At 41.5% G+C, this 13,950-nt stretch carries 12 protein-coding genes; 1 reads left to right on the forward strand and 11 read right to left on the reverse strand.

From position 1 onward, the window contains the following. Positions 1–3: 3 nt before the first annotated feature. The 7 genes from POV26_RS10125 to POV26_RS10155 all read right to left on the reverse strand — a co-directional run bounded on the left by POV26_RS10125 (position 4) and on the right by POV26_RS10155 (position 9,509). A complete protein-coding gene (locus POV26_RS10125; protein ID WP_272856353.1) occupies positions 4–4,335 on the reverse strand; it encodes a CusA/CzcA family heavy metal efflux RND transporter in 4,332 nt (1,443 codons plus the stop codon). 142 nt (positions 4,336–4,477) lie between these two features. Then, the gene (locus tag POV26_RS10130; protein WP_272856354.1) at positions 4,478–4,876 is read right to left on the reverse strand and encodes a hypothetical protein; all 399 of its coding nucleotides are present in this window, start codon (positions 4,874–4,876) and stop codon (positions 4,478–4,480) included. A 53-nt stretch (positions 4,877–4,929) separates the two neighbouring features. Further along, positions 4,930–5,070 (reverse strand): hypothetical protein, encoded by a 141-nt coding sequence (locus POV26_RS10135; protein WP_272856355.1) that lies wholly within the window; start codon positions 5,068–5,070, stop codon positions 4,930–4,932. Between the two features lie 88 nt (positions 5,071–5,158). Beyond that, positions 5,159–6,616 (reverse strand): NAD(P)/FAD-dependent oxidoreductase, encoded by a 1,458-nt coding sequence (locus tag POV26_RS10140; RefSeq protein WP_272856356.1) that lies wholly within the window; start codon positions 6,614–6,616, stop codon positions 5,159–5,161. A 153-nt stretch (positions 6,617–6,769) separates the two neighbouring features. Then, positions 6,770–7,072, reverse strand: a complete 303-nt coding sequence (locus POV26_RS10145) for a hypothetical protein (protein WP_272856357.1) — start codon at positions 7,070–7,072, stop codon at positions 6,770–6,772. A 23-nt stretch (positions 7,073–7,095) separates the two neighbouring features. After that, complete coding sequence (cydB, locus tag POV26_RS10150; protein WP_272856358.1) at positions 7,096–8,172, reverse strand: cytochrome d ubiquinol oxidase subunit II; 1,077 nt, start codon at positions 8,170–8,172, stop codon at positions 7,096–7,098. Between the two features lie 2 nt (positions 8,173–8,174). Further along, the gene (locus tag POV26_RS10155; RefSeq protein WP_272856359.1) at positions 8,175–9,509 is read right to left on the reverse strand and encodes a cytochrome ubiquinol oxidase subunit I; all 1,335 of its coding nucleotides are present in this window, start codon (positions 9,507–9,509) and stop codon (positions 8,175–8,177) included. Positions 9,510–9,670: 161 nt separating this feature from the next. On the opposite strand from POV26_RS10155, the gene upp reads away from it, so the two are divergent. Then, positions 9,671–10,324: a uracil phosphoribosyltransferase gene (gene upp, locus POV26_RS10160; RefSeq protein WP_272856360.1), complete on the forward strand. Its 654-nt coding sequence runs from the start codon at positions 9,671–9,673 to the stop codon at positions 10,322–10,324. On the opposite strand, the gene POV26_RS10165 is transcribed toward upp, so the two are convergent. From POV26_RS10165 to POV26_RS10180, 4 genes are all read right to left on the reverse strand, one after another. Then, on the reverse strand, positions 10,325–11,665 hold the full coding sequence (locus POV26_RS10165; RefSeq protein ID WP_272856361.1) for an MBL fold metallo-hydrolase: 1,341 nt from the start codon (positions 11,663–11,665) through the stop codon (positions 10,325–10,327). It lies immediately after the preceding gene. A gap of 71 nt (positions 11,666–11,736) precedes the next feature. Continuing rightward, positions 11,737–12,399, reverse strand: a complete 663-nt coding sequence (locus tag POV26_RS10170) for a peroxiredoxin (protein ID WP_272856362.1) — start codon at positions 12,397–12,399, stop codon at positions 11,737–11,739. A gap of 81 nt (positions 12,400–12,480) precedes the next feature. Beyond that, the gene (locus POV26_RS10175) at positions 12,481–13,293 is read right to left on the reverse strand and encodes a sulfite exporter TauE/SafE family protein (protein ID WP_272856363.1); all 813 of its coding nucleotides are present in this window, start codon (positions 13,291–13,293) and stop codon (positions 12,481–12,483) included. A 75-nt stretch (positions 13,294–13,368) separates the two neighbouring features. Further along, positions 13,369–13,950 (reverse strand): methyltransferase, encoded by a 582-nt coding sequence (locus POV26_RS10180; protein ID WP_272856364.1) that lies wholly within the window; start codon positions 13,948–13,950, stop codon positions 13,369–13,371.

Raw genomic sequence — 13,950 nt, forward strand, 5'->3', positions numbered from 1 at the left:
TTTTTAGAGTATTAAATAGTTAAGGGCGATGACCGCCTGATTGTAATTGTTCAGATTTTGGAGGTATTGCAGTTCAATTTCATAGGCGTTTTCAAGGCTTTGGATGAATTGAAAGAAGTCTATCTCCCCATTTTTAAAACCGATATTTGCCGTTTTTAAAATTTCCTCGGAAAGGGATTTTCCCTCGGTTTCATAATAACTCAGTGCTTCTTCATATTTTGAAACCTCGTTGAGCAATTGAAGTTTTCGTGAATTGAGTTGGATTTTATAATCCTCAGCTTGCTGCTGGCTTACGTTCGCCGCAATTTTGGAAGCTTTTATTTTTGAGGCATTCCCGCTAAAGAGCAACGGAATCTTAAGGCCAATTTGATAGGCATATAGATTTTGGCTCAAGCCCGAATTGCTTCCCAGGGAATAGGAAAGACTGATGTCTGGTAACAAATGCTGTTTTTCAAGACTGCGCTTTGCATTAAAAAAATCTGTTCTATTTTCATAATAATCTATTGCTGGGTGCGCTTCCATACTTGAAAGTGAAAGTTTCAGTTTTTCCAAAGTTTGGGTTGAAACCTGCAAGCTATCCTGGGATTGAACAACTGCCTTCAAACGTTCCCTTGCAATCCGCACATCTTCCCTACTCTGCCTATAATCGGTTTCCAACTGTCGCTGTTTGGCACGGGCAGTTATCTTTTCCAGATAATTGGTTTCCCCGAGTTCAAAACGGCGTTGGGCGGCGTGGGCAAAGTTTTGGTAAAGACTGTCCAAGCTTTGATAAACGCGTTCCCTGTTTTTTTCAAATTGAAACTGATAATAGGCAGCGGCCACCAAACCTTCCGTTTTTCGCTTTTGAAGTTCGTATTGGCTACTTTGCATTTCGAACTGCCTTTTATTGACATTCCTTTCGGCGAAATAAACCGTGGGGAAAAGAAAATCCTGCTGCACGCCAAAAACTTCGAGCGGCTCGTTGTTTGGTCCTAAATCATTTTCATTGAATTCATAAAAGACCGTAGTTTTATCGAAATTGAATGCACTGCCTATCAAAGCGTTTGCTTCCTCTTTCTGGAGGGAGGCCGCTTTTAGACCCGCGTTGTTTTCCAAGGCCATTTGCTGTAAGTCTTCCAAGGTTTTGGGCGACTCCTGCGCCATTCCCGAAAAGCCAAGCAAGAAAATAAGTATGGCCACAGGCAACTTTTTAGTTTTTCTTTTTAAACTGATTGTTTTTTTATCTGAATCAAAAATTGAATAGAGCACCGGCAACACAACCAAGGTTAAAATGGTAGCGGTTATTAAGCCGCCAATGACCACGGTTGCCAAGGGTCTTTGCACCTCAGCCCCGGCGTTTGTTGAAACGGCCATCGGCAAAAACCCAAGGGCGGCAGCCAAAGCCGTCAACAATACCGCCCGCAGTCGGTCTTTTGTTCCCTGTACTATCAGTTCCTTTTTATCTGTCATACCTTCTTTTTTGAGTTCCTTAAAATGTTCTATCAGCACTATGCCGTTGAGCACCGCAATTCCGAAGAGGGCAATAAAACCGACCCCTGCCGAGATGCTAAAGGGCATATCGCGCAGCCAGAGCAGCAACACGCCACCCACCGCCGCCAAGGGTATGGCGGAATAAATCATCAAAGCCTCCTTGACCGAATTAAAGGCGAAATACAGCATCACGAATATCAGGAGCAAGGCCACGGGTACCGCTATCAGCAGGCGGTCCTTGGCGCTTTGCAGGTTTTCAAATTGCCCACCGTAATCAATAGTGTAGCCCACGGGCAGCTTGATGTTGGCGTCAATCAATTCCTGTACATCGTCCACCACACTTTGCAGGTCGCGGCTCCGCACGTTGATGCCCACTACTATCCGGCGTTTGGTATCGTCGCGTGAGATTTTTGCCGCGCCCTTTGCGTATTTAATTTCCGCCAGTTCGCGCAGGGGCACTTTTTCCCCGGAAGGGGTATCCACATAGAGGTTTTGCAGGTTTGAAAGGTCGCGGCGGTTGTTTTCATCCAGCCGTACCACGAGGTCGAAGCGTTTTTCGCCCTCAAAAATGCTGCCCATGGATTTCCCCGCAAAGCCCATGGCAATCATTTCGTTTAAATCTTCAATGTTTAGGCCGTAGCGGGCAATTTTGGCACGGTTGAAAGTGACGTTCATCTCGGGCAGGCCGGCTACTTTTTCCACAATAATGTCATCTGCGCCTTCCACATTTTCCACCAGGTTTTTTATTTCGTTGCCAAGGCTGCTGAGCAGGTCGAGGTCTTCCCCAAAAATCTTGATGGCAATATCTGCCCGAACTCCTGTGATAAGTTCGTTAAAGCGCATTTCGATGGGCTGGGTAAATTCCACTTCCATTCCGGGGATTATCGCCAAGGCCTCCTTAAACTTCTCCGCCAGTTCATTTTTACTTTTGGCCGAAACCCATTCACTTTTTGGTTTAAGGGTAATAATAATATCGCTCTCTTCCATGGACATAGGGTCTGTGGGGACTTCGGCGGCACCGATACGGCTTACCACCTGGTCCACTTCGGGGAAATTGTCTATCAGGATTTTTTCAATCTGGGTGGTGATGGCAATGGTATTGCTAAGGGAGGTTCCCGTTTTCAGCACGGGCTGGATAACAAAATCGCCTTCGTCCAAGGTAGGGATAAACTCCCCGCCCATTGTTGAAAAGATAAAGATGGTTGCCGCAAGTATCAGCACCGCAACGCCCAACACCAACTTTTTCGCGCCCAAGGCCCAGCGGATGGTGGGTTCGTAAAAGCGATTTAGGAAAGCCATAATGCGGACGGAAACATTTCTCTTGGAAGCTACCGTAGGCTCTAAAAAGACCGAGGCGGCCACGGGCACATAGGTGAAACAGAGCATCATGGCACCGATGAGGGCGAAGCTGAAGGTCTGCGCCATCGGGATAAACATTTTGCCCTCCACCCCACTGAGGGAGAGAATTGGGATAAAAACGATCAGAATAATCAACTGCCCAAAAATGGCGGAATTCATCATTTTTGAGGAGCTTTTCACGGTAAGCTCGTCTTTTTCCATTTGCCTTTCGGAAGAAGGAAGGGCATTTAGCTTTGACGCGTGCTTGCTGATTTTAAAGGCGACAAATTCCACGATGATCACTGCCCCGTCTATGATAATTCCAAAGTCGATGGCGCCCATGCTCATCAAGTTGGCATCTACGCCAAAAATATACATCATAGAAAGAGTAAAGAGTAGCGATAGCGGAATAACGGAGGCCACCACGAGCCCCGAGCGGAAATTTCCCAACAAAAGCACTACTACGAAAATCACGATCAGCACGCCCAAAATGAGGTTTTCGGCAATGGTGAAGGTGGTTTTCCCGATGAGCACGCTCCTATCGAGAAACGGATTGATGTACACGCCTTCGGGCAGGGATTCGGATATTTCGGCCACCCGGTCCTGCACATCCTTGATAACCTGATTGGAATTGGCGTCCTTTAGCATCATTACCTGGCCGAGGATTTTTTCGCCTTGGCCGTTGCCAGTAATGGCGCCAAAACGGGGGGCGCTTCCAAATTGTACTTTGGCGATATCCTTCACATAAATAGGAAAGCCATTCTCGTTTTTTACTACTATATTTCGGATGTCCTCCAAAGAGGTAATCAGCCCTTCGCCCCGAATAAAATAGGCTTGGTTTTCCTTTTCAATATAACTTCCACCAGAAACGCTGTTGTTCTTTTCCAAGGCGGTGAAGACTTCCGCGGCCGCGATGTTCATGGCGTTCAGCTTATGGGTATTGATGGCCACCTCGTACTGTTTTAAATGGCCGCCCCAAGTGTTTACCTCCACCACCCCGGGAATGCCGGAGAGTTGGCGTTTTACGATCCAGTCCTGGATGGTGCGCAGTTCGGTGTCGGTATAGGCGTTCTCATAGCCCGGTCTCACGTCGAGAATGTATTGGTATATCTCGCCCAGCCCTGTGGTTATCGGGCCCATCTGCGGCGTGCCGAAACCTTCGGGAATGTTTTCGGAGGCCGATTTTATCTTTTCGGCTATGAGTTGGCGCGGCAGATAGGTGCCCATACGTTCCTCAAAGACGATGGTAACCACCGAAAGCCCAAATTTGGAAGTGGAGCGGATCTCGATCACCCCCGGCAAATTCGCCATTTCGAGCTCCACGGGATAGGTGATAAACTGCTCCATATCCTGGGTGGAAAGGTTGCGGGAAGTGGTGATTACCTGCACCTGGTTGTTGGTAACATCGGGCACGGCACCAATGGAAAGCTGGGTGAGCGAAAACACCCCAAAGCCTATCAACAGTAGCGTAAAGAGCCCGATGATAAGTTTGTTCTTTATACTGAATTGAATGATTTTAGTTAGCATAACAAATTATGGTTTTATCAACTTCAACATAAAACTGTTGAAAATCGAAATAATAAAAATTGATACTGACCGCTTTTAAAGCGATAAATGGTGGCCTCTAGAAGAAATTGGAAACGATTATTTCCGAATAAGGCCCGTTTTGTTATGCAAACTTAGGTGGCTGAAAAATTGAGAATTTTTCAAGTGAGGAGTATAGATTTTGATAGTGGAAGGTGTGCGATTGCCGTGCATGTATTTCCACCTTTACAATAGAAATTTCAAAAGGAACCAGCACCACATCTGTTGAAAGATGGTGGCAGGAAATATGCTGAAAAGGTAATTCTTCATGCTCCTCGTCTTCCTCATTGTGATTTTTCTGGTGCTCCATTTTTAAGGAGCCGTAGTGTTTTTCAACGAAAGTGAAGAAATCGTCGCCGTAATTTTCAGAGTGGTATTCAGCGTGCTGAACCAAGCGCCCGAGCAGAAGAATATCCTGCACCCCAAAACCTACGCTTTGGAAAACGATAAGCAAGGAAAACGTTATGGCAAACAGTGATTTCATTCAAAAGGTAAAATTAGTCAATAATTATGAATAGTAGGCGCATAGAAATAAGATTACTTGTGAACTTCACGCGTACCCCCATGACCTCCGGCCACGATGAGCAATACCTTAAGGCTCAAAAAAATAAATTTAAAAAATTGGATGATGGGGTTCATCATCACAAAACGTTTGAATTTTGATATTCTCTGTGTCATTTCTTATTATTTATTTTTATTACTATTATTATTGGTTTTTGAATACTACCTATGATTCTCACTTTACTAACTACTGCCTAATGCCTAATTATTCAGGAATTAAATACCAAAAAGGTTTCATTTTGGCCTTGTACATAAAGGCATAGTGCAGCATTAGTTTTAGCCAATGGCCTGCCAACCCGATTTCTCCAAAGGTTTTTCCCAGTTTTCTGCCCATGGTATCTGGATATTTTTTGTAATCTGGCACAATGGGAAAGGTGGTGATACTAACCCCACTGCCCTTTGTGATCCCAAAGCCCGCTGAGGCGATACAGGCCGCGCCCATATTGCCCATAGAGCCTTTATGGTGCAAGGATTCCGTATTGTTTTTTATACTGTCTATAATATTGTCTGCAACCAATTTGGCCGTAATTCCAGAGGGCATCCCCGTTCTTGGTGGCGCTGGAAAGATTTCGGTGCCATTTGGACTTTTGCGGGGTTTGGAAATGCTATGCGGCGGTGCAAAAGCAATCCCCGGTGCAAAAATGTTTTTATAGTTTGGGTTTTGATAGGTTTCGGGCCAGTCCTGCACCGTCCAATCTTCATAAGGTTTTGGCGCGTAGTCTGCATCCACGATCATAAATCCTTTAAAAAGTTTTTCCGTAATGTCGTTATTGTTTTTATCAAAAGCCTTAAATCCGTGGCCAGAGAAGGATGGAATCAACATCGCAAAATCGTATTCAATGGTTTTATATTCCCCGGTCAAAGTTTCATAATGTGCAATTCCGTTTTCAATTTTATTTACGCCTGCGCCCAGAATCCAATCAATATTGCGATCTTCAAAAACCATCTCGACCATTTCGTGCGATTTCATAATGTTGCTGCCGTAGCTTAGCAACATACCGTCCATTCCAAAGTCTCCCAATTCATATTCGTTGGAAATCCAAGTAATTTTAGCTTTGTCGCGAACCTTTTGACGGCGAAGCTCCTGTTCCACATTCAATATATATTCAAAGGCAGCACCTTGGCAGGTAGCCTTTGCGTGGCCTGTGCCGATAACAATTTTTGCCTCTTTACCCTTTTTCATTTCAGCAATTAGGGCCTGTAAACCTTCATTGGCGTGGTCTGCATGGGTATAGGTACAAACCGAATACGTTTTGTTTGTTCCGGGATTCAATCCTTCAGTAGCCTCAAAATTGAGTTTGGGACCTGTGGCGTTTATGAGGTAATCGTAAGTTATTCTTTCGGTTTCGCCTTTTTTTTCTGCGGAAACATATTCAGCCACCACAAATGGCTTTTCAGTTTCGCTATCGCCTTCGGGATAAAAGGAGGTAACTTTCGCCTGCTTAAAACCAATTCCTTTCTTTTTATATAAAGGTGCAAGCGGAAAAAGTATTTCCTTTGATTTCATTCGGCCAATGCCCACCCAGATGTTTGAGGGAATCCACTGATAATTGCTATTGGGCGAAACCACGATTACTTCGTGGGTCTTGTCCAGTTTTCTGCGAAGGTGTGAGGCAGCTACGTGACCCGAGATTCCTGCACCCAATATTACGATTTTTGACATTTTTCGAAGGTTTTAAGTGTCTAAATTACATCACCGAGCAAAACCTTAAAATGATTTTAATCATATAAAGGTGAGTCAATTAGACCTTTCAAAATTGCAGTAATTTATAGTGTAGTACAGTATCTTTTGTTACATAGCATAAAAAAATTCCTATTAAGGCTTTTTTTCAAGTCTGTTTCTTATAATCTTGACAGCAATCAACCCGATAGCACCACCTAATAGTGATACCGCCATATTAATTGCAAACAAAACAACATTTACGCCTCCAGATTCCATTATTGAAATAGGATCAAAACCAAGTTTTCCAAATATTTTAATAAAGAAAATACTGCCGAAAATTCCTGCGATGGTATTTGCTGTAAATCCCATTGTATATTTTTTCTTAATGGTGCCATATACATTAGCTCCAATAATGCCAACAAAAATGCTGATAATTGCTATGAGTGTATCTGTCATAATAAATGTATTTCAGAATACGGTTAATGTTCCCCATAGCCCACATCGTCCATCTTCCCTTTAAAAATACGATACTGAACAAACATATAAACTGCAACTAGAATGGCAGCAATTACAAACCAATATACACCAACTGACAATCCATATTCATGCGCAGCAACATTATAAAGCGTTAAGGAAGGATTCACATCATTGGTTGAAGGCAATACTTTTGGGAATATTGAGGCCACGGTAGTGGTTAATCCGCCAAATAGAAACAAGGATGAGAACAAAAAACCCACCCCATCCTTCTTGAAGGACTTTACTTTGAACAAACCGAAAAGTCCCGTGAATGCAATAAGTGGGAAAATCCAAAGCCACGGATTTTCTATAAAGTTATGAAAAGGTTTTGGTTCAATAATGTGCCAAGTCAATAATGAGGTTATTACCAAAGCCAACAATCCAATATTCAGTTTAAAAACTACTTTTTTTAGCTTTTGATTTAAATCGGAATTTGTTTTGAAGATAATCCAATTTGCTCCGTGAATGGTTAATGACACTACGCCTACCACCCCCAATAACAACGTAAACCAATCAATGATACCCAAATGTTCTGCATGGGGGCTAAAGGATGAATTCCAAAGGGGTAAAAAGAAATAATGGGGTTCGTGTGCAGAAACACCATCGGTTACCATTCCTAAATTCACGCCCCTAACTACATTCCCCAAGGCAATTCCAAAAAACAGAGCCAATAATAAACTTGCAATTCCAAAGGCTTTATCCCAAATAATTTCCCACATTTTATTATGGATTTGCCCCCGCAACTCCAGGCCAATTGCCCTAAAGATTAGCAACCACAAAATCATAATTAACGGTAAGTAAAAGCCACTAAATGATGATGCGTATAAAGTGGGAAAAGCAAAAAACAACACACCTCCAGCAGCAATAAGCCAAACTTCGTTGGCATCCCAAAATGGGCCAATTGCGCTTGTTATAGCTTTTTTATCTTTTTCAGTTTTAGCAAAAAATAAATGGATGATGCCTGCACCAAAATCATAACCATCCAAAATAACATAGATGGTCAACATTGTCATTAAAACGATATACCAAAATAATTCCATAGTTAGATTTGTTTTGTGGTTTCAGGCCCTTTATTGATGATTTTTCCTGCTAGCATTAAAAATAGCAATCCCAATAACAAATAAAGACCAATAAAACCAAGCAAGGTGAATAATGTGTTTCCCGATGAGACGGTTGGCGAAATGCCATCAGCAGTTCGCAAGAGATTATAAACCAACCAAGGTTGCCTACCCAATTCTGCGGTGTACCAACCCGTAGTATTCGCTATATAGGGAAATGGCAACATAAACATCAGAGACCATAAAATCCATTTGGTTTTATAGAGTTTCTTTCGGAACAATTGAATGCTTGCAAGAAGCATTAAAGCAATAAAAATTGTACCCAAGCCAACCATAATATGATATGAATAATACAATCCAGGAATGTTAGTGGGGTATAAACTTTCATCAAATTCATTCAAGCCTTTTATTTTAGCATCCCATCGCTGATAAGTTAAAAAGCTCAACACATTTGGAACGGCAATTTTGTTGTCGAGTTTTTTATTTTCCGTATCTGGCTGCCCAATTAAAATAATTTCAGAACCTTTATCTTCTGTTTCAAAGATTCCTTCCATAGCCGCGAAAGTTACAGGTTGATGTTTTACAACATTTTTAGCGGTCCAATCTCCTGTGGGAAAAGCCACCAAAACGCTAGAAACCAAACCAAAAATCACTCCAGTTTTTACGAAAAGTTTTCCGAATTCACTATGTTTATTGCTTAACAGATAGAATGCGCCTATGGCTGCCACTACAAAAGATGCTGTAATAACTGACGCCAATTGATTGTGCAAATAAGAAGGCAGCAACCAAGGGTTGGAAAATAGAGCCCCAAAATTGTTAAGCACAAATTTTCCATTCTCTAAAATTTCATAACCTACCGGATGTTGCATCCAAGAATGGGTAGCTATAATTAAATAACCACTAGCCCAAGACCCTAAAAACACTAGAAATCCCGTTAGGAAATGGAGCTTTTGACCCATTAATTTTTCTCCAAAAAGAAATAACCCCAAAAACGAAGATTCAAGGAAAAAGGAAAACATCCCCTCCATTGCAAGGGTCTGCCCTATAATACCCCCTGTAAGCTCTGAAAACTTTGCCCAATTGGTTCCAAATTGAAATTCCATTGGAATTCCGGTAACAACACCCATTGCAAAATTAAGTGCGAAAATCTTCATCCAAAATTTCGCGGCATCGTTGTATTTATCAATTTTGGTTCTTAGGAATTTCCATTTAAAATAGACAATCATTAAAGACAGTCCCATGGTCAATTGTGGAAATAAATAGTGGAAAGTGATAGTAAATGCAAATTGCATTCTATCATAAAAGAGCATATCTTCCATACTTCAGAAAATTGATGGTGAAAATCTAAACAAAGATAAAAGATGCAGCTTCTTTATAATGCAACTTTTGTTACAGTTTGTAAAATATGCTGCTCCTTTTTCTACCTTTATCTAAATTATCCATATTTTGAACCTCAGAAAATACCAATCTATTTAAAACCATGATAGTCCACGACTTCAGCAACGAAAATTCCGTTCTCAACCAATTTGTTCTGGAAATGCGCGATGTTTCCATTCAAAAGGATTCCATGCGCTTTCGGAAAAATATTGAGCGTATTGGGGAAATTCTCAGTTATGAGATGAGCAAAACACTTCACTATAAAACGGAAGTGGTAAAAACGCCGTTGGGGGAAAAGGAAATGAAAGTACCCGAAACGGATATTGTTGTTTGTTCCATTTTACGGGCGGCCCTGCCCCTTCACACGGGGGTTATAAGTTTTTTTGACAAGGCCGAAAACGCTTATATTTCTGCATTCCGGCACCACGCCGATGGCGATGATGCCTTTGAAGTGATCGTAAATTATCTGGCATCGCCCTCCGTTGAGGGAAAAACCTTGATATTGACCGACCCGATGCTGGCAACTGGAAAAACGTTGGAAAATGTGCTTAAAGCCTTTAAAAGTCACGGAATGCCAAAGCAAATCCATATTCTATCCATCATCGGCGCCAAACCCGGAATAGCGTATATTCAGGATAAATTTCCCGAAAATACACATCTTTGGATAGCAGCCGTAGATGAAAAACTAAACAGCCGCGGCTATATTCTGCCGGGCTTGGGCGATGCTGGCGATTTGGCCTTTGGTGTGAAATTGTGACTATTTAAAATCCTCAACATCGTCACTTAGATCATAAACTTTTTCAATCTTTAACTCTTTCTCCAGAATACTACTACCGGCAGCGCTGCGGTATCCTCCTGCACAGTGTACCACTATGGGTTTGTCGGTAGGAATCTCCTCCGCTTTTTCGCGCAATTGGTGTAACGGAATAGCAATGGCTTTGTCAAAGAATTTCCCTTCGGATACCTCACTTTCATTACGAATATCAACTATGGTGTACTTTTCTGTATTCTTTTTGAAATCCTCCAAATTGAAAGCAGCCGATTTTTCAAAACTGGCACTCCCGAGGGTAAATACTGTTTTTACATTGGCTTCATAACCTATCTTAGCCGTACGGTGAAGAATTTTTTCAGCATTTTCAATGGAATCGACAACCAAATGGAATTTCTCATCAGGCCGTACAATAGACCCCAACCAGGTTTCAAACTTTGATGTGTCGGAAGTAGCCATAATATTTATACTGCCCGGCAAATGGTTTTTCTTAAAATCTTCCTCATCGCGAATATCAATAATCAGGGCATCATTTTCGGCTTTTTCAACATCCAACTTAAATGAAATACCGCCCAATGCAGTCCGCAGGTTTTTTGCACCGTTTTTGTTTATATCCACATTATACCCAAAATAATGCGGGATAAAAGGTTGGGAAACCAGCAAATGATTTACAAACTGCTCCTCTGTCTGCTTCTTAAATGCCCAATTGCCAATGCGCTCATTGCCCAACGTACTTGACGAAGCGTCCTCGCTCATTCCTTTTCCGCAGAGGGAGCCTGCGCCATGGGCTGGATAAACATAGGCCGTATCGGGCAAATCGGTAAATTTATTTTGAATGGTATCATACATCATTTTTGCAAGTTCCTCGCGTTTGGCCTTCATATGGCCAGCCTTTTCGCGTAAATCGGGACGGCCAACGTCACCCACAAACAGGGTGTCGCCTGTAAATAGAGCTGTCTTGTTTTCTTCCGTGGCAACAATGGTAACGCTATCGGGCGAATGGCCCGGGGTATTTATAGCCCTAAAAGTGGTATTGCCCATTTTAACCTTATCGCCATCGTCAAAAGAGACGTGTGGGTAATCAGCGCCCGTTTTCACACTACAATATAAAGTTGCGCCTGTTTCGTTATGAATTTGAAGATGTGAACTTACAAAATCAGCATGCGGATGGGTTTCAAAAACGGCAACAATTTTAGCATCGTTTTCTTCGGCATATTTATAGTATTGCTGTGGGTTTCTTTCGGGATCTACCAATGCCATTTTGCCATCACTGATAATAGCGTATGAAAAATGCGAAAGAGGTTCGTATTCAAATTGTTTAATTTTCATAATCCTTTTTATTTAAATATAATAAAAATCAGCCTTGAAGACAAAACCCCAAGGCTGATTTTTTTAAGCGCTTAAATACTTTTCTTCGCCAAATACCAATCTACTTTTTCCAACGAATCGTCTGCCAATCTTTCATTAAGCTCATCCAATGTTTTTGGGGGCCCTACAATTACCTTATCCCCTTTTTTCCAATCCAAAGGCATTGCCACGCCATATTTATCTGATGTTTGAAGGGCATTCAGCGCACGTAAAATTTCGTCCATATTTCTACCCACATTTAATGGATAGTACATTATCAAACGTATTTTCTTATTGGGATCGATAAAGAATACCGCGCGTACGGCAGCTGTTTCACTTTCATTGGGTTGAAGCATCCCGTAGCGTTTTGAAACCTTCATATCCAAATCTGCTATAATCGGGAAATCAAAATATACGCCTGTATTTTCCCTTACATTTTGAACCCAGCCCAAATGTGCGTGTATGCTATCTATACTCAAACCTAAAAGCTCTGTGTTGAGTGCGTCAAACTCACCCTTTCGCTGTGCGAAACCACTCATTTCGGTGGTGCAGACAGGTGTAAAATCGGCTGGATGCGAAAACATCACTACCCATTTGTCCTTGGCAAAGTCTGAGAACTTTATTTTTCCTTTTGTTGTAACCGCCTCAAAATCTGGTGCGTTATCTCCTATTCTCGGCATTGTGTTTACTTGTTGTAATTCTGAAGTTGTTTCCATAATAATTAATTTTAACTATTCTTTTTAAATTTTAGATAAAATTAAGCTATAATGAATTTGTGTACAGTAACATAAGTTACACTACTGTTTGACTATAAATTCCATATAGAAGATGAAGATGGCCATTACAAAAATAAAATAGCCAAAAGCCTTTTTCAGTTTTTTTCCATCGATAAAATTCCCGAGATAGCTACCGATGAAAATACCTATCAGTGATATTGTTGTGATGGTCAATAGAAAAATCCAATCTATCTGTCGTACCAGGGCATCGCCCAGAAAAAAACCAATCAATGAATTTAGCGCAATAATAATAAGTGAAGTCCCTACGGCCACCTTCATCTCTACATTGGCCAAAAGAACCAGGGCAGGTATTATCAAAAAGCCACCACCCGCACCAATGATACCTGTTACGGCGCCTAAAATCAATCCCTCAATCAATATTAAAGGATAGTTGTACTTTACTTTTCCAGTAGTTTTTTTGGTTAGATTTTTTTTTCCATTTAGCATGGAAAAGGCAGCGGGAATCATTAAAAGTGCGAAAAGACCAAACATCCCCATTCTTCGGGTGAGTTGGAATTGGCCTATGGTCAATAATACATCCGGCAAAGCGGGCACTAAATAATGCCTTACCAATGTAACCCCGATAATTGCCGGAAAACCAAATACAATTGCAGTCCGCAAATCTACATAGCCTTTGAAATATTGTTTTATTCCACCAACCAGTGCGCTGGTTCCAACAATGAACAGTGAGTAAGCGGTCGCAGATTTTTCATCTACCGAAAATAAATAAGCCAAAACCGGCACTGCCAAAATAGAACCTCCGCCGCCAATAATGCCCAAGGATAAACCTATAAACAATGCGCTTATATATCCAAGGATTTCTATTAATGCCATAATTACGGGTTAAGGGTCAAAAATAGCTGGTTTAATTGAGGTATCAAGTAACATCGGTTACAATGTGGCTATGCCCTATTTTTTTGAAAGCATAAAAAACAATTCATTTCCCGCTCTTTGTGGAATTGAATTATAAGCGACCTCCATTGTCTCTATTTTAAATTTTTCTTTAAAAAGGGAGAGATACTCTGTTTTATTTCCCCCGAAAGGAGGTTTGTCATCGTTTAAGGGAATATTGAAAAGTAATCCTACCAACTTGCCATTTGGCTTGAGCATTTTGTGCATTTTATTTACATATTCTTCACGAAGTGATGGTTCCAACGCACAAAAGAAAGTCTGTTCCAAAATCAGGTCGAAGGTGTCCTCCAATTCAAAAAAGTCGGCGTGCAAAAGGTTGTCCTTAGGAAATGACGGGAGGCGCTCCGCAAGATTTTTTAAGGGTATAGATGAAATATCCACCACAAAAACATTGTTAAAACCGTTTTCAAAAAGGTATTCCGCCTCATAGGAATTACCGCCGCCGGGGATCAAAATCTTTAAATTTTTATCTGAAAGTTGGTCGATGTATTCCTTTATTGGCGTAGAAACGTAGCCAATATCCCAGCCCGTTTCACCACTAAGGTATTTGTGGTTCCAAAAGGTTTCGTAATAATTCAT

This window comes from Aequorivita todarodis, from assembly GCF_028561335.1.
Lineage (GTDB): Bacteria > Bacteroidota > Bacteroidia > Flavobacteriales > Flavobacteriaceae > Aequorivita > Aequorivita todarodis.

Coding starts and splice junctions, on each gene's coding strand:
- POV26_RS10125 (WP_272856353.1), bottom strand. CDS start 4,335: ATGCTAACTAAAATCATTCAATTCAGTATAAAGAACAAACTTATCATC.
- POV26_RS10130 (WP_272856354.1), bottom strand. CDS start 4,876: ATGAAATCACTGTTTGCCATAACGTTTTCCTTGCTTATCGTTTTCCAA.
- POV26_RS10135 (WP_272856355.1), bottom strand. CDS start 5,070: ATGACACAGAGAATATCAAAATTCAAACGTTTTGTGATGATGAACCCC.
- POV26_RS10140 (WP_272856356.1), bottom strand. CDS start 6,616: ATGTCAAAAATCGTAATATTGGGTGCAGGAATCTCGGGTCACGTAGCT.
- POV26_RS10145 (WP_272856357.1), bottom strand. CDS start 7,072: ATGACAGATACACTCATAGCAATTATCAGCATTTTTGTTGGCATTATT.
- cydB (WP_272856358.1), bottom strand. CDS start 8,172: ATGGAATTATTTTGGTATATCGTTTTAATGACAATGTTGACCATCTAT.
- POV26_RS10155 (WP_272856359.1), bottom strand. CDS start 9,509: ATGGAAGATATGCTCTTTTATGATAGAATGCAATTTGCATTTACTATC.
- upp (WP_272856360.1), top strand. CDS start 9,671: ATGATAGTCCACGACTTCAGCAACGAAAATTCCGTTCTCAACCAATTT.
- POV26_RS10165 (WP_272856361.1), bottom strand. CDS start 11,665: ATGAAAATTAAACAATTTGAATACGAACCTCTTTCGCATTTTTCATAC.
- POV26_RS10170 (WP_272856362.1), bottom strand. CDS start 12,399: ATGGAAACAACTTCAGAATTACAACAAGTAAACACAATGCCGAGAATA.
- POV26_RS10175 (WP_272856363.1), bottom strand. CDS start 13,293: ATGGCATTAATAGAAATCCTTGGATATATAAGCGCATTGTTTATAGGT.
- POV26_RS10180 (WP_272856364.1), bottom strand. CDS start 13,950: ATGAATTATTACGAAACCTTTTGGAACCACAAATACCTTAGTGGTGAA.